Below are 25,172 nucleotides of genomic sequence, written 5' to 3' on the forward strand. Positions count from 1 at the left end.
CTTAGACCGCTATAACAAGGCATCAATTTGTTTCAACATACCTTTAATTCGTTTTAAAGAGTTCTTGAGATGAAACTTTATCAAGCTACCCTATTTTCTTTGGTTTTAATTACGAGCTTGGCACAAGCTGATGTAGAAAACAGCCAATGGATTACCACTTGGTCTGCGAGCCCTCAAAAAGTCTGGAATAAAGACTTCGTTTTTCCAACACTCATTCCAGAGCAAGTATCTAATCAGACTATTAGACAAATGAGCAAAATTAGTTTGGGCGGTGAAGAGGTTCGGCTCGTTTTTACCAATCAATATGGTAAACAGCCACTTTATATTGATCAAACAACGATTGGTTTAGCGAATGCAGTAACTCTAAAATCTAAGAGCACCTATCCCGTTTATTTTTCTGGTCAACTTAAAGCAAGAATTTTACCTGGCAAACAACTCATAAGTGATCCAATTCAGTTGCCTGTACCCGATCATGCTCAATTGGTGGTGAATAGCTTTATTCAAAAGCCTACAACGTTTAAAACATTTCATTGGGATGCCAAACAAACCAGTTGGCTGATTAGTGGAAATCAGACAACAAATTTCACTACGCCAACCGATGCCAAAACAACGACGGCACGGTTATTACTGTCTGCAATAGAGGTAAAACCCAAACAAAAGGCTCATGTAGTTGCAGTTGTTGGAGATTCAATTACCGATGGGGCGACTGCAACCTTAGATGCAAATACAAGATGGACCGATTTTTTAGCGAAACGTTTATCTGCACATCGTGTGGCCGTGATTAATAGTGGCATTTCAGGAAATCGATTACTTACCGATGGTATGGGTGATAGCGTTTTAAAACGTTTAAACAGTGAGATATTTCAATATTCAGGAGTTAAAACTTTAATTGTTTTGGTCGGTATCAATGACATTTCATGGCCCGGTACAGCTTTTGCACCTAAACAGCAAATACCCTCTTTTGAGGCGCTCACTCAAGGTTATCGACGTGTTGTAAGTGAGGCCCATAAACATAATATTCAGGTGATTGGTGCAACCTTACTTCCGTTCTCTGGTGCTTTGCCTAATACCCCTTTAGATAATTATTATCAACCCAACAAAGATCAATTACGTCAGCGCATTAACCACTGGATGAGGACCAGTCATACCTTTGATGGTGTGCTTGATCTTGATGAAGGCCTAAAAGATCCAAAACATCCCAATCGATTAAATCCAATTTATGACTCTGGAGATCATTTACATCCTAATGATCGCGGCAATCAGCATATGGCAGAATTGGTAGATTTAGATCAAATTATTAAAAATTAATGTTTCCCCATCAGGTGAAATCTTCACATGATGGGGCTGCTTATTTAAAAATCATAACTCGCTATCATGTTGAAGCGGTTATCAATCCCGTTGCGATTATCGAATGTTTCTCGTTCTCCATAAACATATTCGATACCCAAAGTAATCGGCTTATACGGGTTATAAAGTGCATTCACCCAACCTTGCCAAAGCTGTTTGTTTTGGGTGGTACTAGTACGCTGTAATTCGGCAAAACGGTTATCATCTTTAGCCTTCATATAGCCATAGCCTAAAGTCGAGCGAATTTGCGGTGTAAATTGATGAGTGATACCCAAAGAAACCGTATCAAATTCATTGCTATGCATATTGTTTTGATCGTCTATTGCATAGCCACTGTTACTCCATAGCAAGAAACGTCCATCACCTTTGACATGGTAATAATCGGCTTTAAGTAATGTATCAAGGGTAATTTGATATTTACCGCCCAAGCCTACACCCCACGCCCACTCACTATCATTGTTAGTTCTTTTTTCTGCAACAAAACTACGGCCTGAAAGCATCGAACCATTGGCAAATTTATGATTTAAACGTCCGACTAAAGCAGGTAAACGCATTTTATTATCTGGATCTGTTGCCGCAGTATATTTCGGGTCTTCAACTGATACTGCAAAACTTGTATTTGCCGTTAAGTTATCGCTATAGCGAACAAGCGGCGATCTTAATAATGCACTACCTACAAATGTACCCGCATCAATTGTTTCTGGGTAATATTCAGGGGCAATAAATGTCGACCATGTTTGGCCAATAAGCCATTTATCAAAAGTTAAATAGGCATGACGTATGCGAAACTGATCACGTGTAGCCGCCCCAAAAAAGTCCATTTCTAACTTTCCGCCTACGTCACCAACGGCTGTAGGGGTTTTAAAATTCAATCCGAAGCGTGTCACATACACAGTACTGTGCAACTGGTCTTTCTGTGCAGATTCTTCTGGCGTATTTTCAAGAGGAACGCCGCTAATATTGTTATACATGCTAGATGCACCCTTAATTTGATAAGAAGCATCTGCTCGTATATAACCGTATAAGTTAAATTCTGCACCAGATTTAGTTAATGTTTGCTGTATAGGTTGTGGAGCTTGAGTAACTACAGGAGCAGCTTGTTCTACTCTTTTTTGAGCTAAAGATTTTTGAGCCTCCATATTAATTTGTAGCATAGCTCGTAGTTCTTTTATTTCTTGGCGAAGTTGCTCTATTTCAGGGTTTACCTGGTCTGCAAAAGCAGAAGACATAAGCAGAGTCACAGAAACTGCCAACAAACTTTTTTGAACCGTTGTATTTAAAATTTTCATCATGAAATTTTCCTTTAGACCTTTAAGTAGTCTTAAAAGTCTCGACATCCTTTTTGTTATGTACCTATCTAAAATAGATCCTTGAAAATTTGCCTTTCTTTCACAAGAAAGACGTTCCCTCATATTTTTTAGATCCACCCTCCCTAGTGCAGCAAAAGCAACTTTTTAATTTTCCATTTTTTATATTCTCTTCCACATTGAGAATATTCGGTTTTAAACCCTTATTTATATTCCCCAATAGTATTATTTTTTTGCAATAAACCCTTGATAAGTCAAAATTTGCGTATATGGCTGTACGCTTTCAAAGCCTGTCTCTTCCAAAAGTTTTATATATCCTTCAGTCGTTAAACTAAAAAAGTCCTCCGCCATACGCTCCAACATTTTTTGACATTGTTCTTCTGTTAACCCTTGAGCCAAACACAAATAATGTAATGCTTGAAGCTGCTGTGGATTTACACAAGTCATGAGGTCATAGGTAAGTAAAGGCGCTTTTTCTTTTAAGCGCTTATAAATATCCTTAAAGAAGGCTGGTTTTATGTCATCTGCAATAAAATGAGCCACAAGAATAGAAAGTGCAGCATCAAAGCAACTCTCGAGAGGTAAAGCTGAAGTTTCACCGTGAACAAAAGTGACTTGGGTAGACTTACCTAAAATCTCCACCTGCTCCTGAGCTTTTTGCAGCATGGTTAAAGATGGATCAACCGCTGTAAATTGCCAGTTTGGATGTCTTTTAAGTAAATAATCGAGTTCGTAACCCGTACCACAGCCCACAATTAAGATATGAGCATCTGGTGGCAACACCGACTGCAAAATGGCATCCACCTGTTGGTGGATCACTTCATAGCCCGGAATTAATTTACGAATATGCACATCATATCCTTCGACTATTTTAGGGCTATTAAAGTCTTTTGCCATTTTGCGTGTCCTCTATTTAAACCGTATTTCGATTTTCCTTTGTTGCACTTTGACCGAGCTTTTGACTTATTTAGTCAAAGACATTTCCCGTTAAATTAAGTTCAGCTCGCATAATTTCCTGCAATTTAAACTTTTGGGCTTTGCCAGAAGCAGTCATTGGAAACTCATTAAAGAATCGGACATAACGCGGCACTTTGTTGTGTGAAATGTGTTCTTTGCAAAATTGGCGGATGCTGTCTTCATCGACTTGGTGATGCTCATGCAGAATAATGCATGCACAAAGTTCTTCACCATATTTCGCATCTGGCAAGCCAATCACCTGTACATCGCTTACATCTGGATGAGTATATAAAAAGTCTTCAATCTCTTTTGGAAAGAGGTTTTCCCCACCACGAATCACGACATCTTTAATACGGCCTTTAATTTTAATAAAACCGTCTTGATCCATCTCGGCAATGTCACCCGTATGCATCCAGCCAGCCGCATCAATCACTTCACGGGTCTTTTCCTCTTCACCCCAATAACCAGCCATCACTGAATAACCACGGACGCATAGCTCCCCCAAAGTCCCTTGCGGAACAATTTGCCCTTCTAGATCAACAATTTTAATTTCAACATGCGGATGAACATGTCCAACTGTGCTTACCCGTTTATCAATCGAATCATTTACCGAGCTTTGTACACTCACTGGCGAGGTTTCGGTCATGCCATAACAAATGGTGATTTCAGACATATGCATTCGGTCTATAACACGTTGCATAATTTCACGCGGACAAGGACTACCTGCCATAATGCCTGTTCTTAAGCTCGACAGATCAAACTCATTAAACTGTTCATGTTCTAAGGTTGCAATAAACATGGTTGGTACGCCATAAGCTGCCGTACAACGTTCTTGATGAATCGCTTTTAAAGTTTCCAAAGGATTAAATACAGCCGATGGATAGACCATAGTTGACCCATGTGTCACACACGCCAGATTCCCCATCACCATGCCAAAACAATGGAACAATGGCACAGAAATACAGACTTTATCTTGGGGGGTTAAACGAATGCCTTCACCGACAAAATAACCATTATTTAAAATATTATGATGGGTTAACATGGTCCCTTTCGGGTTACCTGTTGTACCTGAGGTAAATTGGATATTAATAGTTTCATCAAACTGGAGCTGTCTGGCTAATTGTTTTAATTGTTCTAGCTGTTCAGAAGTTGGTGTAGTTAGTAAATCACTAAAACGATAAATACCTGTATGCTGTTGATCATCAATTTTAATAACAAATTTTAAATGTGGCAGTCGCTCTGAACTGAGCACTTTATCTGTACAGGTGGTTAACTCAGGGGCAATTTTTGTGAGTAATTCTTGATAATCCGTCGTTTTAAATTGAGAAGCAATAATCAATCCTTTGCATGAGACCTTATTCAACACATATTCAAGCTCATGACTTTTATAAGCTGTATTTAGATTGACTAAAATAATCCCTGCTTTAAAAGCTGCAAACTGCGTAATGGTCCATTCCACACAGTTAGGTGACCAAATCGCTAATCGGTCTCCTTTTTTTAATCCCAATTTTAATAGGCTACAAGCAAAAGCGTTTACTTCATCCTGTAAAGCTTTATAGGTTAATCGTCTGTTTTGATGAAAACTGACAATCGCTTCCTTTTCAGCATATTGCTGACAGGCCTGATCAAATTGTTCACCAATGGTCATACCCAATAAGGGTTGTGTACTTGGTCCCGAGGCGTAGCTTAACCGTTCTTGTTGCATTGAATCATTCTCCTTGATTCTTTGTAATTCTCTTCTTACCTGATCTAATTGTTGTTACTGCAACTACTTTTCCAAACTACTTATTTTGTGTTGTTTTATCCTTTATATGCCCTATTTTTTCTGCACAGCATCTACACAAAAGTCAGCAATCTGTTTTGAAAAATAGTCTTTATACGCATGATCAAACTTTGTATTTTGAGCTGGGTCTAGGGGTTCAACCACCACATAAGTCATAGCACCGACTACACAAAGTGCTGCTGTGTTTAAATCATCCAAGACAAACTCACCACTTGCATTTCCATCCGCAAGTATTTTTTTAATACTTTGTTTAATCAATTGCTTCACACGAAAACGCTCATGTTCAACCGTTGAATCGACAGGTTCAAACATGAGTGAATATGCAAGCTGAGGACTATTGAGTGCCCGTTTTACAAAGGTTGCCACCGCCTTGTGTAATTTCTGCTTTGCCGATAAATCACTTTCGGTAATCGATTCAATCACCAATAGTTCTGTATTAATGGCATCAGACAAAACTTCTATTAGCACTTGGCTTTTATTATCGAAGTAGCGATAAACCAGTCCACTAGATACACCCGCTTGCTCTGCAATTGTTTGTATTTGTGCGTCTTTGAACCCTCCCTCTGAAATTATTTTTCTGGCTGAACTCAAAATCGATTTTCGATTTTGCTCCATCCGCTCTTGCATTAAAGATGATCGTTTATAGCTCATAATTTATTCTCTAACAAATAAAATGAATTGTAAATCATTTTATGAATCTGTATTCACTTTTTCAAAAAATCATTGTATGGTAATTATCAAATACCCACAAAATATTTTATGGACAACAAATATAACCAATAGGATGAAAATATCATGAACCTACGCAGCTTGAATTTCGGTCTAGATGAAACTTTAATTGCGCTTCAAGATTCGGTAGCCGCATTTTGTGCAAAGGAAATTGCACCAATTGCCCAACAAGTTGATCAAGACAACAAATTCCCTGCACATCTCTGGAAAAAATTCGGAGATATGGGCCTTTTAGGTATGACAGTTTCTGAAGAATATGGCGGAGCCAATATGGGTTATTTAGCTCATATTATTGCCATGCAAGAAATTTCCCGTGCTTCGGCAGCCATTGGTCTTTCTTATGGTGCTCATTCTAATTTATGTGTAAACCAGATTAACCGTAACGGTAACGAGCAGCAGAAACAAAAGTATTTACCAAAATTAATTTCCGGTGAATATGTTGGTGCCCTTGCCATGTCTGAGCCAAATGCCGGTTCCGATGTCGTCAGCATGAAATTACGCGCCGAGCAAAAAGGTGATCACTTTGTTTTAAACGGTTCAAAAATGTGGATTACCAACGGCGGTGATGCAGATGTGCTGGTCGTTTACACTAAAACTGACCCGCAAGCTGGCCCTAAAGGCATGACCGCATTCTTGATTGAAAAAGGCATGAAAGGCTTTAGTCACGGCAACCACTTAGACAAACTCGGTATGCGCGGCTCTAACACTTACCCCCTATTCTTTGACAATGTAGAAGTCCCTGCTGAAAACGTACTTGGTGGTGTGGGTAACGGGGTTAAAGTACTCATGAGTGGTTTGGACTATGAACGAGCAGTTTTAAGTGCCGGCCCTTTAGGTATTATGGATGCTTGTTTAGATGTGGTGATTCCTTACTTACATCAACGTGAACAGTTTGGTCAGGCTTTAGGTGAATTCCAGCTTATGCAAGGTAAACTTGCCGATATGTATTCAACATGGTTGGCATGTAAAGCTCTCGTTTATGCGGTTGGTGCTGCCTGCGATAAAGCGGATCATGACCGCAGCTTACGTAAAGATGCCGCAAGTGCCATTTTATATGCCGCTGAAAAAGCAACATGGATGGCGGGTGAAGCAATCCAGACTTTAGGTGGCAACGGTTATATCAATGAATTCCCTGCTGGGCGTTTATGGCGCGATGCAAAACTTTATGAAATTGGCGCGGGAACTTCTGAAATTCGCCGCATGCTGATTGGCCGCGAACTTTTCAATGAAACCAAATAATAATTATAAGTAAGGACGCATCTTATGAACCAATTACAAAGCAAGATTAATGTTCGAAGCGAAGACTTCAAAACAAACCAGCAAGCCATGCAAACATTGGTCACAGATCTCAAACAAGTTGCCCAGCGTATTGCTTTAGGCGGTGGTGAAAATGCCCGTCAAAAACATTTGGCTCGAGGTAAACTTTTACCCCGTGAACGTATTGATCAACTGATTGATGTCTGCACGGCATTTTTAGAAATTGGTCAATTGGCAGCGTACAACGTTTATGAAGATGATGTTCCTGCTGCGGGTGTGATTGCAGGTATTGGTCAAGTCAACGGCATCACTTGCATGATCGTTGCCAACGATGCAACGGTTAAGGGTGGAACGTATTATCCCCTAACGGTTAAAAAGCATTTACGCGCACAAGAAATTGCTGAACAAAATCACTTGCCTTGTATTTATTTGGTAGATTCAGGTGGTGCCTATTTACCAATGCAAGATGAGGTTTTCCCAGACCGCGATCACTTTGGGCGTATTTTCTATAATCAGGCGCGCATGTCGAGCCTAGGTATTGCCCAAATTGCCGTGGTGATGGGTAGCTGTACCGCAGGTGGTGCCTATGTACCAGCCATGTCTGATGAAACGATTATTGTCCGTAATCAAGGTACGATTTTCTTAGGTGGTCCTCCTCTGGTAAAAGCTGCAACTGGCGAAGTGGTGAGCAGTGAAGATTTAGGCGGTGGTGATGTTCACACACGTCTTTCAGGTGTAGCTGACCACTTAGCTGAAAATGATGAACATGCCATTGCGATTGCACGAAACATTGTTGCTAACTTAAATAAAAAGCCAAATGAGTTAAATAAGCAAATTGATGAACCATTATTTGATGCATCGGAACTCTATGGCGTGGTGCCAAGTGATGCGCGTAAACCTTTTGATGTACGTGAAGTGATTGCGCGTATTGTAGACGGCTCTCGCTTTGACGAGTTTAAAGCCCGCTTTGGCTCAACACTTGTAACGGGTTTCGCTTCTCTCTACGGCATGCCAGTCGGGATTATTGCCAATAACGGAATTTTATTTTCCGAGTCTGCTCAAAAAGGCGCTCACTTTATTGAACTGTGCACACAGCGCAATATTCCATTGTTATTTATACAAAACATCACTGGCTTTATGGTTGGTCGCCAGTATGAAAATGAAGGGATTGCCAAACACGGCGCTAAACTGGTGATGGCAGTTGCCACTGCAAATGTCCCTAAACTCACCCTAATTATTGGTGGTTCATTTGGTGCAGGTAACTACGGTATGTGTGGCCGCGCTTATTCACCACGCTTTTTATGGACATGGCCAAACTCTCGTATTTCAGTGATGGGCGGCGAACAAGCAGCGAGCGTACTTTCGACTTTAAAACGAGATCAAATTGAGCAAAAAGGTGCCGAGTGGTCAGCGCAAGAAGAAGACGAATTTAAACAACCAATTCGTGAACAATACGAGCGCCAAGGCCATCCATACTATGCTTCTGCCCGCCTTTGGGACGACGGTGTCATTGACCCAGCGCAAACTCGTCAGGTACTTGGTTTAAGCCTTGCTGCGGCCATGAACGCTCCAATCCAGCCAACCAAATTTGGCGTGTTCCGCATGTAAGAGGTGTATATGAGCTATCAATTTTTACAACTCGAACAACAAGGTCAGGTTGCCTATGTTTGGCTGAACCGCCCTGAATTGCACAATGCTTTTAATACGACAGTCATTGAAGAACTACATGCTTGCTTTAAGCAAATTAATACACGTGATGACATTCGTGTTGTGGTTTTAGCTGGTCGCGGTAAAAGCTTTTCGGCAGGTGCCGACCTCAACTGGATGAAACAGGCAGGTCAGGCATCTTCAGCAGAAAATGAAGCAGATGCATTAAAACTTGCGCAAATGCTTGATGCACTTGCAACACTTAAACAACCGACTATTGCCCGCGTGCATGGCATTGCCTTTGGCGGCGGTATGGGCTTAGCGTCGGCATGTGATATTTGCATTGCCAGCACTGATGCCAAGTTTGCAACCTCTGAAGTTCGTTTAGGTCTTGCTCCATCTACCATTAGTCCTTATGTGATTCGTGCGATTGGTGCAAGACAAGCTTCCCGTTACTTCTTAACTGCCGAACGGATTTCAGCACGTGAAGCCAAACAAATTGGTTTAGCACACGAAGTAGCAGATGCTGAAGACTTAGATAAAAAAGTTCAAGAAATTATTGATGCTCTATTACTCGGTGGCCCGCATGCCCAAGCGGCCTCAAAACAACTCATTCAAATGGTGAGCAACCAGACCATGAGCAATGACTTGCTGCAACAGACAGCACATCATATTGCTCAAGTTCGTCAAGGCAGTGAGGCAAAAGAAGGTCTAAGTGCCTTTTTAAATAAACAACAGCCTGCTTGGGTTTCTAACTCGAATAACAACAATTAAGGACGATCATCATGTTTGAAAAGATTTTAATTGCGAACCGTGGCGAGATTGCCTGCCGCGTAATTCGTACAGCTAAACAATTAGGTATTAGAACGGTTGCCGTTTACTCAGATGCAGACGCAAATGCACAACACGTCAAACTTGCAGATGAAGCGGTTTATATTGGTCAGTCCCCTGCAACTCAGAGTTATTTACAGGTTGATCGAATTATTCAAGCGGCGATTGATACAGGCAGTCAAGCGGTTCATCCAGGTTATGGTTTCCTTTCTGAAAATGATCAGTTTGCACTCGCTTGCCAACAACACAACATTTGCTTTATTGGCCCGCCAGTGGATGCCATTTTAGCGATGGGCTTAAAAGCGACCTCGAAAGCTTTAATGGAAAAAGCAGGTGTTCCTTTAACACCGGGTTATCACGGAACCAACCAAGATGCCGACTTTTTAAAACAACAGGCAGACCGAATTGGCTATCCTGTTTTAATTAAAGCCAGTGCGGGCGGCGGTGGTAAAGGCATGAGTCTGGTTGAACGCAGTGAAGATTTTCTGCATGCCTTAGCCTCTTGTAAACGTGAAGCCAAATCGAGCTTTGGTAATGATGATGTCTTGATTGAGCGTTATGTGATTCAACCGCGCCATATTGAAGTGCAAGTGTTTGGCGATACACATGGCAACTATGTACATTTGTTTGAACGCGACTGTTCTGTACAACGCCGTCACCAAAAAGTGTTAGAAGAAGCCCCTGCTCCACAAATGCCAAGCGAGAAGCTCGATGCAATGCGCCAAGCTGCAATTGATGCTGCACGAGCGGTAAATTATGTTGGTGCAGGTACGGTTGAGTTTATTGTGGAACAAGACGGAACGGCGTATTTCATGGAAATGAATACCCGTCTGCAAGTCGAGCACCCTGTTACTGAAATGATTACAGGTGAAGACTTGGTCGAGTGGCAACTTCGCGTCGCTTATGGCGAACCTTTACCTAAACTACAAAACGAATTAAAAATTCACGGACATGCGCTTGAAGCGCGGATTTACGCTGAAGAACCAGAAAAAGGCTTTTTACCTGCTAGTGGTAAAATCGACTATTTGCGCTATCCAACTCAAAACCAATATGTGCGTGTAGACAGCGGTATTATTGAAGGCGATGAAATCACGACCTATTACGACCCAATGATTGCCAAACTCATCGTATGGGGTAAAAACCGTGAAGCTGCGCTTATTCAAATGCAAAATGCTTTAAGCCAATTCCATGTCGATGGTTTAGGCAACAACATTGCTTTTCTTGAAAAAATTGTTCGTAGCGAATCGTTTAAACAAGCCAAGCTTGATACCAACCTGATTCAGCGTGAACAAAACTTCTTGTTTAGCCCTGAAGAGATCAAACCGGAACTGGTGGTAGCAGCGGCATTTATTGAGTTTTTAAGCCAACTTAATAACAACAGTTCAAGCCAAAAACAGCTTTGGCAGGCTCAACCGCTTTGGCGTTTAAATATTGCCTATCAGCACAGTATTAAACTGAACTATTTAAACCAAAATATTCAAATTAAATTTGCCTCAAATGAAGATGGCTTCACCGCAGAATATAATGGGCAAAGCTACCCAATTTCAGGTCAATTGCTTGATGCACATACTGCCTCTGTTCAAATTGGTGAGACTCAGCAAAAGCTACCTTTTAACCAAAGTCAGCAAGCCATTACCTTGTTCCAAAATGGTCAAAGCTATAAGTTTGCTTATATCCGCCAAGACTTTAATCAGGCAGATAGCCAAGCCGATGAAGGTCATTTAAAAGCCCCAATGCCGGGTGTGGTCACTCAAGTGCTAGTCAGTGCAAATCATAGCGTGAAGAAAGACGATATTTTAATGACGCTTGAAGCCATGAAAATGGAATATACCATCCGTGCCCCTAAAGATGGCGTGATTGTAGACTCCTATTTCCAAGTCGGTGATCAGGTCAAAGCTGGCGATGAGCTTGTGGAATTTCAGCCTGCTCAGGAGGAAGTTGCATGAGTGAATTTGTCAAAATCGTGGAGGTCGGTCCCAGAGACGGCCTCCAAAATGAAAAGCAGGCTTTAACTGTCGAACAACGCTTAAACTTTATTAATGACCTAATCAGTGCAGGCCTAAAATCCATTGAAGTCGGTTCATGCGTTTCGGCAAAATGGGTACCGCAAATGGCCCAAAGTGACGAGCTATTTAAGTTATTACCCCAAACAACCGATGTGCAATTTAGCCTGCTTACTCCAAATATTAAAGGTTTTGAAACTGCTCAAGCGGTAGGATGTAAAGAGGTCGCGGTGTTTACCGCAGCTTCTGAAAGTTTTACCCGTAAAAATATCAACTGTTCAATCGACGAAAGCTTTGAAAAGTTTAGCGATGTCATGAACGCAGCAAAAGCACATAACATCCGTGTACGCGGCTATGTCTCTTGTATTGTCGATTGTCCTTATGAAGGCGCAATTGCCCCTGAGCAAGTCGTAAAAGTGGTTAAACGACTCTATGACATGGGCTGCTATGAAGTGTCTTTAGGTGAAACCATTGGCACCGCAACACCAGATCGTGTTCAAAAGGTATGGCAAGCCTGTCTTGCTGAACTCGACAGCAAGGTTTTAGCTGGGCATTTCCACAACACCTATGGCATGGCTATTGCCAATATTTATCAGTCTTTACACCAAGGCATTCGTGTTTTTGACTCGTCTCTTGCAGGACTTGGCGGTTGCCCTTATGCCAAAGGCGCCTCTGGCAATGTATCAACCGAAGATTTGTTTTATTTGCTGTCACACATGGGTTTTGAAACTGGCATTAATTTAGAGAAGCTGATGCAAGCCAGCCAAAATATTAGCAATGTATTAAACCGAAAAAGCTTGTCGAATTATGCAAATGCGTATTGGCAAACCAAGTGTGCATAGTCATAAATTAAAATAGCTCAGCATCTGGTATAAAGCTGAATATTAGGCCAAGTACCAGATCATCCTATCTCATCTTTATTTCATTCTGTTCAGGAATTGGGATTCAATCCCTCATGCAATTTTTTTTAAATTTATCGTTCATCTCTGTATTAAATGCCTCTTTAAAAGAAGCATTTTCTACCCTATTTTTATTCTAATCCGTATTATTCTTCATCCTTTTTCAATTGTAATCCTTAAAAAATTTATCTCATTATTTATAAAAATAAGATGCATCCATTTCAATTCTTGGAGAAATATATTCTTCTACCCAATCCAGCCATGCGCGTGTTTTAGCATCAATAAAATGGCGTGAAGGCAATAAGGTATAAACTCCAATATCGGGCGAACGCCACTCAGGCAAGATATGACATAATCTTCCATTTTGAACCGCGTCTAAAGCCGAAAACATCGGCAATAACGCGACCCCCATATCCTGTTGCACCACATCTAACAATAACTCAGGGTTATCTGCAATGAGTTGCCCTCCAATGTCGATTTGACAAGACTCACCATTGGCATTTAACAAATGCCAATCTGGCGTAATAGACGGGTTTACCAAGCGTAAACAGGCATGATTTTTTAAGTCTTCTGGAGACTTAGGAACGCCATGTTTTTCTAGGTACGCGGGTGAAGCACATAAAACAGAAAAAATAGTGCCAATTCTGCGTGCAACAAAACGAGAGTCTGTTAATGATTCAGTGAGATAAAGACTGACATCCACCCCTTTTGCTAACAGGTCTGGAACGTATTGTGAGGTCGTATATTCCACGGTTAATTCGGGATAATGCTTACAAAACTCGGCCATGACAGGGAAAACATAATGATGCCCAAAGCTTCCCATACTTAATACACGTAAACGACCTTTAGGTTTAGATGCCGTTCCGGTGACTTCTGCCTCTGCTTCATCCACCATTGAAATAACTTGCCGACAACGCTCTGCATAAGTTGCACCAATATCAGTCAGTGCCTGCTGGCGCGTTGAGCGTTGTATTAATTTTGTACCTAAGCGTGTTTCTAGCTCGCTGATAAGACGTGAAACCTGTGCTGTGGTCAGATCCATCTGCTCAGCTGCTGCTGTGAAACTCCCGCTATCAATCACTTTCAGGAATGCATGCATTGCATGCAAAAGTCCACCATCGAGATTTTTGCGCATAACGTAAATATCTTTTCCTAAATTACGGATTGTTGCACCAGTTTAGATCAACCACAATGACTAAATGTACATACATTGGCACTAATTCTTTTTTAAGAAGAGGAACCGATCTTTTTTATTTCGTATGTCACTTGCTCCAAATATTCAACTGGATGTTGAAAAAAGAAAGTAGTCCGAGCTACTAAAAATTCTAAGGAGATATAAATGAATATAGCTACAAAAGTCACTCCAAATATTATTGCAACAAAGGATGTGTCACTTGAAGATAAATATGTAAGTGATAACGGTACAGCATTTATGACCGGCATTCAGGCACTTGTTCGGTTGCCTCTTGCCCAAACTCGCCGTGACGCGATCAATGGTTATCATACTGCTGGTTTTATTTCTGGTTATCGTGGTTCCCCTATTGGTAACTATGATAATTTCCTTTGGCAAGTTGAAGGATTACTTAAATCCCATAATGTCGTATTTCAACCTGGTGTAAACGAAGACTTGGCTGCTACCGCAATCTGGGGTACACAACAAGCAAATCTTTCAGGTCAAGGCAAATATGATGGAGTGTCTTCATGGTGGTATGGTAAAGGCCCGGGTGTTGACCGTTCAGGCGATGTACTCCGCCATGCTAACTTAGCTGGTACCTCTGAACGTGGTGGTGTTGTTGCTTTATTTGGTGATGACCACTCATGCAAATCTTCTACAGTTCCCCACCAGTCTGAACATGTCATGATTGGTTGCGGTATTCCAATTTTCTACCCAACATCCGTTCAACAAATTTTAGACTTTGGTGTTCACGCCATCGCAGTTTCACGCTTTTCTGGTCTTTGGACTTCAATGAAGCTAGTCAGTGAAATTGTAGAAACTTCCGCTTCAGTTCATGTCGACTTAGACCGTGTCACTCCTGTTATACCAGAAGATGTTAATTTCCCAGAGGGTGGCGTTAACATTCGTTGGCCAGATCATGGCATCCAACAAGAAGAACGTCTTTATAAATATCGCTTACCAGCTGTTTTGGCCTATGCCCGTGCGAATAAAATCAATACCGTAACATGGCCTTGTGAAAATGCCCGTATTGGTATTGCTGCAAGTGGTAAAGGTTATTTAGATACCATTGAAGCCCTACGTATTTTAGGAATTGAAGATGAAACAGCCCAACAGCTTGGGCTACGTGTTTATCAAGTTGGTCTAATCTGGCCTTTAGAACCACAAGGTATTCGTGAATTCGCCAAAGGTTTAGAAGAGTTGATCGTTATTGAAGAAAAACGTCCAATTCTTGAAACACAAATTAAAGATGAGCTTTACTCACTGCCTGATGACCAACGTCCTCGTGTCATTGGTAAAGCAACTGACGGCAAAGGTGAATGGAGTACCTCTATTGAAGAAGCACCGCTCATTGGTCACTATGAGTACCAGCCTGAACCGATTGCAAAAATGTTGGCTGCTCGCTTCTTAAAACTAGATATTCCAGAAAGCTTAAAAGTACAAATTCAAAGCAGAATCGACCTCCTACTAAAAGCAGAGCAAGAATCAAAACGTGTTATTGACCTTGCTGAACGTAAACCTTATTTCTGCAGTGGTTGCCCACATAACTCATCAACCGTCGTTCCTGAAGGTAGCCGTGCATTAGGTGGGATTGGTTGCCACTATATTGCTGTTTCGCTTGACCGTGGTACGGAAACATTCTCTCAAATGGGTGGTGAAGGTGTAAGCTGGGTCGGTGCATCGCCTTTTACCAATGAAAAACACATTTTTGCTAACCTTGGTGATGGGACTTACTTCCACTCAGGTTACTTGGCAATTCGTCAATCTATCGCTGCAAAAACCAATATCACCTATAAAATTCTCTACAACGACGCAGTCGCTATGACAGGCGGTCAGCATGTAGATGGTCATTTGAGCGTTGCACAATTAACTCGTCAGCTCGATGCCGAAGGTATTAAAAAACAAGTCATTGTGACTGATGAAATCAAACTGTTAAATGAAGAAGACGGTATTGCACCAGGTGTAGAAATTCGCCACCGTAATGAACTTGACGCAGTTCAACGTGAGCTACGTGAAATTTCAGGTGTAACTGCTTTAATTTATGTACAAACCTGTGCCAGTGAAAAACGCCGTCGCCGTAAACGCGATGCTTACCCTGACCCAGCTGAACGTTTATTCATTAATACCGATATTTGCGAAGGCTGTGGCGACTGTTCTAAAAAATCAAACTGTTTATCTATTGAGCCAGTAGAAACAGCTTTAGGCACTAAACGTCAAATTAACCAAAGTAGTTGTAATAAGGACTTCACTTGTGCTGAAGGGTTCTGCCCAAGCTTTGTGACTGTTCATACACGTGATATGAAACGTCCTGCTAAATTTGAAGGTATTAGCGCAGGATGGCCAACGTCCCCAATTATTCCTCAGTTATATGATGTTCCAAGTCGCATTATGGTCGGTGGTATTGGTGGTACGGGTGTTGTGACTATCGGTGCACTTCTTGGTATGGCAGCTCACCTAGAAGGCAAAGCAACACGTGTTATGGATATGGCAGGTCTTGCGCAAAAAGGTGGTACGGTTTATTCATACGTACAACTTGCAGCAAGTGATGAGCAAATTTCTTCGACCAAAATTCCAGCAGGTCAATGTGAATTACTCATTGGTGCAGATGCGGTAGTTGCTGGTAGTGGTGCAGCCCTTTCGCGCTTAAAAGAAGATGCTCTAGTCATTGTGAATGAAGACAGCACTCCTACTTCTGAGTTTATTAAATCTCGTGACTGGTATGCGCCTATTACCGATTTAATTGATCGTCTTCGTGGTCGTGTTCGTCAAGGTCAACTGGTTTCTCTACCAGCGGCTCGCATTGCCACACTACTCTTAGGTGATTCAATTTATACCAACCAGTTATTACTCGGTATGGCATGGCAATCTGGTCGCATTCCGCTATTACGTGAAAGCATTGAAAAAGCAATTCGCCTAAATGGTACGGCTGTTGAAAAGAACATCGAAGCTTTCCGCGTGGGTTGTCATCTTGCAAGTGACCCGACTTTAGCTGCTCGTTTACTTGCAGCAATGCCAAAAACCAAAACTCCGCAAACTTTGGCTGAACTTGTTGAAGACCGTTCTGCTCGTCTAACAGACTACTGGAATGAAGCTTATGCAGCTAAATACCGCACACTTGTAGAATTGGCAGCTAAAAAGTTACCAGAAGAGTTAACAGGTACGATTGCAACTCAGCTTTATAGAGTTATGGCTTATAAAGATGAATATGAAGTTGCACGTCTACTAACAGGTAAAAGCTTCAAAGAATCGATCGAAACCCAATTCGGTAAAGGCTTACGTTTAACGTATCATCTTGCTCCGCCAGCGTTACTTGGTGGCCTGAAAAATGTCCGTAAACGTGCATTTGGTTACTGGATGCGCTTCCCAATGATGATGCTTGCTCGCTTACAATGGCTTCGTGAAACTTTCCTTGACCCATTTGCACGTCAAGAAGAACGACAACACGAACAAGCTTGGCGTGACCGTTACATCGCATTTGTTGAAGCACTTGTTGAAGCACCAGACAATCATAACTTGGCAGTTGCTGAACAAATTGCAAAATTACCGGCAGAAGTTCGTGGTTATGGGCATATCAAAATGAAAGCAATGGACGCTGCAAAACAACGTTGGGATGAACTTACCCCAACACTGCTAAAAGTCCGTAACTAAAAATTAAATCTCAAAATAAAAAAGTCATCCTTAGGGATGACTTTTTTATTGGCTCAAAAATTTATTTAGTCATTTTACGTAAAGTCAAAATCTGCTCGCTTCGTCCAAATGGGCCATATACATCATGTAAAACTGCACTGGTTAAACCAATACCATCCGAACCATATTGCTGAACGGTTTCCAAACCTAGCCATTTCCCTTGCGGATAACGGTGCATGTGAATTTGTAAATCAAGATTTGGAAAGCCCCAAGTAAATTCTCCTTCTTGTCTTGGGACAATGCCGTTTGCCGCATCTACCATGCCAATTAAATGCGCAAAATCTGTGGTCGGCTGCCCTTCAACCATTTCTTTATCATTGTTTAGCCAAACAATGCCTTTGCCCGCGCGATGCTGATCATCTGTTTTAGTGACTAATGTCTGGATAAAACCACCCGGCCATCTTTTCATGCCCGACCATTCAGTAAAGGTATCGGGATGATGAATTGGTTGATCTTCAAGCCCCGCAATCTCGGAACTGTCTTGAGTACACATGCGCCATGCTCTAGCCACAATACAAGTTTTACCTTGTGCTTGTAGTTCTGCTTCAATCAATTCAATCGTTTTACCGGCACGAATCACATGGGTCTTAATCGTAAATTCACCAAATGCAATTAATCCAAAAATATCAAAACTAATTCGGCCAATTCGCATATCTTGTCGCGGTGAAAACTGTTCTAACTCTACTGCGATCACGCCACTTGCAGGCGCCATATGCTGTTCATGAGGGTTCCAAGCACCTTGCGCATGAACAGTTGAGCAATAATGAGCAATCATTTCACCTTGAGGACCAATTGTTCTATTCAGTAATTGATAATAAGCATTCATGATTTTCTTTCCTTAGTCCTTATACAACTTCAATATTTGATGAAAATTCACGTTTTAATGCTTATGTTAACCCTCTATTTCATTGGCTCAACTGGTTTTTCCTACCAAAAACTGATGAGTCTAAAATTACAAATTTAATCACTAGGTAAAATTTCGCATGTCAATTTCACCCAGCGATTCTAGAACTTACCATTCACTAAAATGCAAAAGCATCTTGATCGAGTTCCATCACAGATTCAGCTCCAGACTCAATAGAAGCGGCATGGCTCTGTGTACGATGTAAAAGTTTTTGATAGAAAAACTTAGCTGTCGTTAATTTTGCTTTATAAAAAGCTTCCTCTTGTGTACCCGATTCTAATTTTTCATGGGCAACTTGTGCCATTCGAGCCCACAAATACGCGAACACAACGTAACTGGAAAAATAAAGATAATCTACTGAAGCGGCTCCTATTTCTTCAGGGTTGTGCTTGGCTTTCTCTGCAATAGTTTTGGTCAGTGACAACCATTGTTGCTTAAGCTCAGCTAATTTTTCTAAATAAGGTGTCAGCACTTCATTTGATTGCTGTTGACCAATAAATTGATCAATTAAGTGGGTCATATTTTTTAGAAGTTTGCCTTCTGACTTGAGGACTTTACGTGCAAGTAGATCTAAAGATTGAATTTCGGTCGTTCCTTCATACAATGTTGAGATACGCGCATCCCGTACAATTTGCTCCATTCCATGCTCAACAATAAAACCATGACCGCCAAATACTTGAACGCCATGCTTGGCAGACTCATTACCTGACTCGGTTAAAAAAGCTTTGGCAATTGGCGTTAAAAAAGCCAGTAATTCATCGGAGTGTTTTTGTTGTTCTTGATCATTTGAGCTTTCGACAATATCGACATGCTGAGCTAAAAAATAAGCCAACGCACGGCCGCCTTCAGAAAACGCTTTTTGCGTCATTAACATCGAGCGTACAGCGGGATGCACAATAATTGGGTCGGCATTTTTCTCAGGATATTTAAGACCAGATAACGAACGCATAGCGAGGCGCTCTTTGGCATAACTTAATGCGCCTTGAAATGAAATTTCAGAAGCAGCGAGCCCTTGTACTGCCGTTCCAATGCGTGCGGTATTCATAAAGGTAAACATACAATTGAGCCCGCGATTTTCAGGACCAATCAAATAACCTTTGGCACCATCAAAATTCAGTACACAGGTGGCATTTCCATGAATCCCCATTTTATGTTCAATCGCACTACAAACGACTTTATTACGGTCCAGCACCTGAGCGTCATCACTCACATTAAATTTAGGCACAATAAATAAAGAAATGCCTTTAGTCCCTGCGGGTGCTTGAGGCAAACGAGCTAAAACAATATGAATAATATTTTCAGAAAGATCATGTTCTCCTGCTGAGATAAAAATCTTTTCACCCGTAATGGAGTAGCTACCGTCCGGATTTGGTTCTGCTTTAGTTCTAATTAACCCCAGGTCCGAGCCTGCATGGGATTCGGTTAAACACATGGTTCCGGTCCAAGCCCCACTAATGAGTTTATTCAAATACTGCTGTTTTTGTTGCTCGGTACCATGGTGCTCAATTGTTCTCATTGCCCCATGAGACAAGCCCGGATACATTGCCCAAGCCCAATTAGAACCACATAACATTTCAGAAATCGCAATCCGCAGCAATGTCGGCAAGCCCTGCCCACCATATTCCGGATCGGCGGTTAATGAAGTAAACCCAAGCTCGGCATATTTTTGGTAGGCTTCTTTAAAACCTTTCGGTGTTGTGACTACGCCTTGATTTAAATGACAGCCTTCCTGATCACCATTTTGATTTATAGGCGCCAACTCATTTTCACAAAAATCTGCTGCTGCCTCTAAATATTGATCAATTAATTCTCGATTTACGCTTTCCTGATATTTTCTTAAACCTTGATAGTTTTGTTCTGTTTGAAGCATTTCATGCAGTACAAATTGCATATCGCGTAATGGAGCTTTGTATAAAGGCATAGTTTTTTTCCTTTCACCTCTCTGCCTGTGTTATGGGCAGATATCGTTTTTCCTTAAAATGGACTTTTATTGTTTCAATCTCATCAAAATATCAAAAAATTTCTTATAGCAAAATATATTTTCACTAATTTAATAAAATTATCCTAACTTAGCCATAGAGATAAAATATAAACATATGTTTTTAAATACAAATGTAATATAAAAAGTAGTTAGTCTCGTTTAACCAGAATAAATTTATATTTTGTATTGCAAAATTTTATTCCGTAAAAAATCAATTTATAGTATGGTAATTAGACTGCTTAATCATGCAAGGACGATTTATGGAAAGCCCGAAATACACAGGTCTTGAGTTTTTAACCGCTTTAAAAAATGGTGAAGTTTCTCCATCACCTATGGCTCACACCATACCGATGGAACTCGTTGAAGTTTCCGAAGGTAAAGCAACTTATAAAGTTACTCCTCGCAAAGAACATAGAAATATACAAGGCGGTGTACACGGCGGCTTTTGTGCCACAGCTTTAGATACGGCGACAGGCAGTGCGGCCCATACATTACTTGAACATGGCGTTGGCTATGGAACCATTGATTTAAACGTAAAAATGATCCGCCCCATGCAGGTTGATACATCTTACTATGCGACGGCCGAGTTGATTAATGCGGGCCGCAATATTATTAGTACCCAAGGTAAAATCGTAGATGAAAACGGCAAAGTGTATGCTTTTGCTTCGGCAACCTTAATGATTATTCGCAAATAATAAAATATCTAAGCTCCTGTTTATGGAGCTTTTTCTTGCTTTGCTATCTTGTTCATTTCATAAAAATCAAAGCGATCAATCACAAAACTTAATATTGCCAGCCCTAGCCCTAAGGCTGCACATGCTTCCCATCCCCAATGTTTCCAAGCATACACCGCAATAAAAGAACCTAAGGCGGCTCCGCCAAAATATAAGGTCATATAAATTGAATTAATACGGGAACGTGCCTCGGCCGAAATTCGATAGACCAAATTTTGGTTAAGCACATGAAATGCTGACAAACCGAAGTACGCCATAATCACACCAACAGCGTAGGCAACCAGAGACTGCTGCGCAAAAAATAGGGGTATCCATGCACTCATTAATAACCCCATGCAAATCACTGCAATTTTATTTTCAAGACCTGCTGCAATTTTCTTACCTGCCCATGGGGTCGCAAATACACCGGCCAAGCCCACTATTCCAAATAAACCAATCTGGAAATCGTTAAAGTGATAAGGCTCATTCGCTAATATAAAGGTCATGGTGGTAAAAATAAGAGCCAAAATACCAAACCCAATTCCCCCTGCAAGACCACGGCGCAGCAAATGAGGTTGATGCACAGCTAATGAAAATAGTGAACCATAGATCTGTAGAATATTAAGTTGGTGAGACTTACGCGCAATTGGCAACTTCACCCACATTACCCAAGCAAACACTAAAATGACAATTCCGCTAATTAAATAAACCGCATGCCAAGACCAAACTGTAGAAAGTAAGCCTGCAATAGAGCGTGCCAATAATATTCCCAAGAACAAACCACTCATGAGAGTGCCTACAACTTGAGGACTTTTTTTCGGGCTGGCTAAACCTGCGGCAAAAGGAACCAAAACTTGAGTCGCAATCGAAAAGAATGTCGCTAAAAAGGTAAAGCCATATAAAGCTGGCAAAGTTTGACTTAAAGATAGCCCTACTTGGGCAAGGCCTGTACAACACATGAGCAAGCAAATATAACTTCGCTTTTCAAAAAAGTCGCCTAAGGGAACCAATATAAAAAGGCCAACTGCGTAGGACAGTTGGCTAATCACAATAGTTAAAGCGACTTGATCGGCATTAACTTTTAATGCTTCAGCAATCGAATAGATTAAGGGCTGGTTATAATAGTTTGAACCCGCACAAATTCCACATGTCATTGCCATGATAAAAATAAAGCTTTTTGACAGTATATTTTCTGCATTGGGCTCAACTATTTTTTCCATTTTTAACTACGCCCTATTTTAAAATTTATACATCGATACAAAGTTTACACGTGATACATTAGCAGTTCTGCCGTCAAACACTTCTCGTTTGCCTTGGTGATATTCCATCCCAATATCCATTTGCTCAATCGGTGAATAAAAGACGTTAGCTGCGTAGTCCGTTAAGCGTTTATTAGCATCTGGGTTGAGTTTGGCATATGCCGTGTCGTCATCATAATCAAACATTGAAGCCGATAAGTTTGCACGCCATTGCTCATTAAATTTATATGAATAACCAATATTGATGCTATTCAACTTATTCATAACCAAATCTGTTTTGTCTTCGTTTAATGAGAAATCACCCGCGGCATTTAAACTTGTTGAATTTGCCAACCCACTTTGGGTGGTATACGGCATAAATTTTTGATCACCGACAATATATTGATAATTTGCCTGCACCGATTGCTGTGGCGTGAGTTGATATTTTAAGCCGCCTCCAGCACCCCAACTTACTTTCTTCACCGTGGCAGTTGCGACATCTGTAGACTTTTCATTAATAAAGCCTTGAGCAAGTGCCGTTAAAGGACCTTGTTTAAAGGTATAGCGACCCGTTAAAGTTGGAAATGCCGATACTCTCGAACCTGTATATTCCAAAGCTACTTTTAAATCATTATTGGCATCAATTTTCCAGTCATAACGAATTTGAGGAGTACGTGTATAAGAAGTCCCCACAAATTGGGTGTAATCGACAGCTTCTGTACGGGTTTCCATGTTAGACATGAGTGACCATGTTTGACCAAAAGTCCAGTCTTTATAGGTAAAAAATGCATGACGGATACGGAATTTACCATCCCCCGTTCCCATGTTAGAGCTATCAAAGAAATCGGCTTCGATATTCCCTGTAACCGCTTTATTTGGGCTATTAAAATAAACACCTAATCGGCTTGCATTAATCATGGCATCAGAACGTGCATGGTTTGAACGTTTTTCACTTTCAAAAGGTGTTCGGTACAGGCTGCTGGTCGTTCTACCACCCGAATCAGGCGATGAATTAAAATCGACCGCTGCATCAATACGGGCAATACCGTAAACCTTGACGTTATCCGTCCAAGTGACCCATGAAGGAGCAACTGGCTTTTCTGTTACCGTTGCTTTAGTTTTTTCAATGTTCTCTTCGATCTTAACCTGTTTGACCTGTAAATTATTTTGAGTTTGTTTCTGAGCAGCAAGTTCTGCTTTTAATTTTTGCAGCTCAGTTTCTAGCAAATTAATTCTTTGTTCTGTCGTATCTGAAGAATTTGCAAAAATAGTCCCTGAAGCCGCAGCACAAGCTGCAGCTAAAATTAATTTTTTCATCTTTTAATCCTTAAAGAAGCGTTTTTCCGTGTGTATTTAGGCTACACGTGCATCGATTAATTCACAGTCAGTGACTGCCTGTAATTCATCAAAAGTTAAGCCGTCTACCATTTCCTTGACGTAAGCTTTTTGGTCTTTGAGTTCAATAATGCATAAATCGGTATAAATACGGTTTACACACTGCTCACCCGTTATTGGATAGCTCAGTTCTTTTACAATTTTGGGCTCACCTTTTTTAGTGACATGCTCCATATAGACATAAATCGTTTTTGCACCAACTGCCAAATCCATAGCACCGCCAACTGCCGGCACATCATCTGCTTTACCAGTATGCCAGTTTGCCAAGTCTCCATTTACCGCAACTTGGAATGCACCAATCACACAAATGTCCAGATGACCGCCACGCATAATGTCAAATGAGTCGCCATGATGCATAAAGCATCCACCGTCTAACAAAGTAACAAGCTCTTTTCCGGCATTCACTAAGTCTTGGTCTTCTTCACCAGGTTGTGGTGGTGGACCAAAAGCCAAAACCCCATTTTCCGAATGTAAAAAGATTTCTTTGTCTTTTGGCAAAAATTTAGCAACGTTGGTCGGTAAGCCAATCCCTAAATTGACATAAGAACCTTCCGGAATGTCATTGGCAATGAGCTTGGCAATATCTTCACGAGAACGCTTTTGAACTGACATTAGATATCTCCTACTTTTACAACGTGCTGAACAAAAATTCCCGGTGTAATAATGCACTCAGGGTCAAGCGTTCCTAGCTCTACGGTGTCATTCACTTGAACAATCGTGGTCTTGGCGGCTTTTGCCATAATTGGGCCAAAATTGCGGGCTGCTTTACGGTATGTTAAATTGCCCCAGCGGTCGGCTTTATCGGCATAAATCAGTGCAAAATCAGCTTCAAGTGGATATTCAAGCACATAGTTTTTACCGTTAATGGTTCGGGTCTCTTTACCCTCGGCAACTTTAGTACCATAACCAGTCGGAGTAAAAATAGCCCCGAGACCAGCACCTGCGGCCTGAATACGACAAGCCAAATTACCTTGTGGAACCAGTTCTAACTCAATTTTTCCCGCTCTATATAAGTCTTGAAAAACGGTTGATCCGGCAGATTTCGGAAATGAACAAATCATTTTTTTAACACAGCCAGCAATAATCAGATTTGTTAAACCACGATCACCAGAAGCTGCATTGTTATTTACAATGGTGAGTTCTTTTTTTCCTAAATCGATTAAGGCTTCAATTAATTCAGCAGGTTGCCCCGTCACACCAAACCCGCCTGTCATGATGGTTGCCCCATCAGGAATAGCTTTTAAAATCGGTTCAATGTCACTGGTGATTTTATTTATCATCTCACTTGTCCCTTTTCATCCTTAATTTAAGGTGACAGAT

At 41.1% G+C, this 25,172-nt stretch carries 19 protein-coding genes; 8 read left to right on the forward strand and 11 right to left on the reverse strand.

Annotated features, from left to right (window positions below; translation table 11 throughout):
* Positions 1-69 precede the first annotated feature (69 nt).
* On the forward strand, positions 70-1,308 hold the full coding sequence (locus RFX69_RS17130; RefSeq protein ID WP_289332403.1) for an SGNH/GDSL hydrolase family protein: 1,239 nt from the start codon (positions 70-72) through the stop codon (positions 1,306-1,308).
* 44 nt (positions 1,309-1,352) lie between these two features.
* Here RFX69_RS17130 and RFX69_RS17135 read toward each other — a convergent pair whose 3' ends face one another.
* From RFX69_RS17135 to RFX69_RS17150, 4 genes are all read right to left on the reverse strand, one after another.
* Entirely contained in the window at positions 1,353-2,636 is a 1,284-nt protein-coding gene (locus RFX69_RS17135) for a DcaP family trimeric outer membrane transporter (RefSeq protein ID WP_289332413.1), read from the reverse strand.
* A gap of 243 nt (positions 2,637-2,879) precedes the next feature.
* Positions 2,880-3,551 (reverse strand): class I SAM-dependent methyltransferase, encoded by a 672-nt coding sequence (locus RFX69_RS17140; RefSeq protein WP_031963892.1) that lies wholly within the window; start codon positions 3,549-3,551, stop codon positions 2,880-2,882.
* Between the two features lie 70 nt (positions 3,552-3,621).
* Positions 3,622-5,316: an AMP-binding protein gene (locus RFX69_RS17145; protein WP_001183744.1), complete on the reverse strand. Its 1,695-nt coding sequence runs from the start codon at positions 5,314-5,316 to the stop codon at positions 3,622-3,624.
* A 111-nt stretch (positions 5,317-5,427) separates the two neighbouring features.
* Entirely contained in the window at positions 5,428-6,045 is a 618-nt protein-coding gene (locus RFX69_RS17150) for a TetR/AcrR family transcriptional regulator (protein ID WP_000120693.1), read from the reverse strand.
* Between the two features lie 144 nt (positions 6,046-6,189).
* On the opposite strand from RFX69_RS17150, the gene RFX69_RS17155 reads away from it, so the two are divergent.
* From RFX69_RS17155 to RFX69_RS17175, 5 genes are read left to right on the forward strand one after another with little or no spacing between them, the layout of a single operon-like run.
* The gene (locus tag RFX69_RS17155; protein ID WP_001053642.1) at positions 6,190-7,362 is read left to right on the forward strand and encodes an isovaleryl-CoA dehydrogenase; all 1,173 of its coding nucleotides are present in this window, start codon (positions 6,190-6,192) and stop codon (positions 7,360-7,362) included.
* Positions 7,363-7,386: 24 nt separating this feature from the next.
* Positions 7,387-8,988 (forward strand): carboxyl transferase domain-containing protein, encoded by a 1,602-nt coding sequence (locus tag RFX69_RS17160; RefSeq protein WP_289332404.1) that lies wholly within the window; start codon positions 7,387-7,389, stop codon positions 8,986-8,988.
* A gap of 9 nt (positions 8,989-8,997) precedes the next feature.
* Entirely contained in the window at positions 8,998-9,801 is an 804-nt protein-coding gene (locus RFX69_RS17165; RefSeq protein WP_000121718.1) for an enoyl-CoA hydratase/isomerase family protein, read from the forward strand.
* Between the two features lie 11 nt (positions 9,802-9,812).
* Positions 9,813-11,804: an acetyl/propionyl/methylcrotonyl-CoA carboxylase subunit alpha gene (locus RFX69_RS17170; protein ID WP_289333144.1), complete on the forward strand. Its 1,992-nt coding sequence runs from the start codon at positions 9,813-9,815 to the stop codon at positions 11,802-11,804.
* On the forward strand, positions 11,801-12,703 hold the full coding sequence (locus RFX69_RS17175) for a hydroxymethylglutaryl-CoA lyase (RefSeq protein ID WP_272355973.1): 903 nt from the start codon (positions 11,801-11,803) through the stop codon (positions 12,701-12,703). The genes RFX69_RS17170 and RFX69_RS17175 overlap by 4 nt, the downstream gene beginning before the upstream one ends.
* A gap of 250 nt (positions 12,704-12,953) precedes the next feature.
* Here RFX69_RS17175 and RFX69_RS17180 read toward each other — a convergent pair whose 3' ends face one another.
* Positions 12,954-13,895, reverse strand: a complete 942-nt coding sequence (locus RFX69_RS17180) for a LysR family transcriptional regulator (RefSeq protein ID WP_001230724.1) — start codon at positions 13,893-13,895, stop codon at positions 12,954-12,956.
* A 204-nt stretch (positions 13,896-14,099) separates the two neighbouring features.
* Here RFX69_RS17180 and RFX69_RS17185 point away from each other — a divergent pair, with 204 nt between their 5' ends.
* On the forward strand, positions 14,100-17,582 hold the full coding sequence (locus tag RFX69_RS17185; protein ID WP_001017554.1) for an indolepyruvate ferredoxin oxidoreductase family protein: 3,483 nt from the start codon (positions 14,100-14,102) through the stop codon (positions 17,580-17,582).
* 61 nt (positions 17,583-17,643) lie between these two features.
* On the opposite strand, the gene RFX69_RS17190 is transcribed toward RFX69_RS17185, so the two are convergent.
* Positions 17,644-18,447 (reverse strand): thioesterase family protein, encoded by an 804-nt coding sequence (locus tag RFX69_RS17190; RefSeq protein WP_000995498.1) that lies wholly within the window; start codon positions 18,445-18,447, stop codon positions 17,644-17,646.
* A 196-nt stretch (positions 18,448-18,643) separates the two neighbouring features.
* Positions 18,644-20,446 carry an acyl-CoA dehydrogenase C-terminal domain-containing protein gene (locus RFX69_RS17195; protein ID WP_289332406.1) on the reverse strand — a complete coding sequence of 601 codons (1,803 nt, stop codon included), beginning with the start codon at positions 20,444-20,446 and terminating at the stop codon, positions 18,644-18,646.
* A gap of 305 nt (positions 20,447-20,751) precedes the next feature.
* Between RFX69_RS17195 and RFX69_RS17200 the strand changes: the two genes are divergently transcribed.
* Entirely contained in the window at positions 20,752-21,201 is a 450-nt protein-coding gene (locus tag RFX69_RS17200) for a PaaI family thioesterase (RefSeq protein WP_001984007.1), read from the forward strand.
* 20 nt (positions 21,202-21,221) lie between these two features.
* On the opposite strand, the gene RFX69_RS17205 is transcribed toward RFX69_RS17200, so the two are convergent.
* From RFX69_RS17205 to RFX69_RS17220, 4 genes are read right to left on the reverse strand one after another with little or no spacing between them, the layout of a single operon-like run.
* Complete coding sequence (locus RFX69_RS17205) at positions 21,222-22,439, reverse strand: MFS transporter (protein ID WP_289332407.1); 1,218 nt, start codon at positions 22,437-22,439, stop codon at positions 21,222-21,224.
* An 18-nt stretch (positions 22,440-22,457) separates the two neighbouring features.
* Positions 22,458-23,774, reverse strand: coding sequence for an outer membrane trimeric porin-like protein DcaP (gene dcaP, locus RFX69_RS17210; protein ID WP_289332408.1), 1,317 nt, complete (start codon positions 23,772-23,774; stop codon positions 22,458-22,460).
* A 36-nt stretch (positions 23,775-23,810) separates the two neighbouring features.
* Positions 23,811-24,464, reverse strand: a complete 654-nt coding sequence (locus RFX69_RS17215; protein ID WP_000116039.1) for a 3-oxoacid CoA-transferase subunit B — start codon at positions 24,462-24,464, stop codon at positions 23,811-23,813.
* Complete coding sequence (locus RFX69_RS17220) at positions 24,464-25,132, reverse strand: 3-oxoacid CoA-transferase subunit A (RefSeq protein ID WP_000608703.1); 669 nt, start codon at positions 25,130-25,132, stop codon at positions 24,464-24,466. Before RFX69_RS17220 ends, RFX69_RS17215 begins: the two co-directional genes overlap by 1 nt.
* Between the last annotated feature and the right edge of the window lie 40 nt (positions 25,133-25,172).

The organism is Acinetobacter sp. 148 (assembly GCF_031196675.1).
GTDB classification, from domain to species: domain Bacteria; phylum Pseudomonadota; class Gammaproteobacteria; order Pseudomonadales; family Moraxellaceae; genus Acinetobacter; species Acinetobacter baumannii.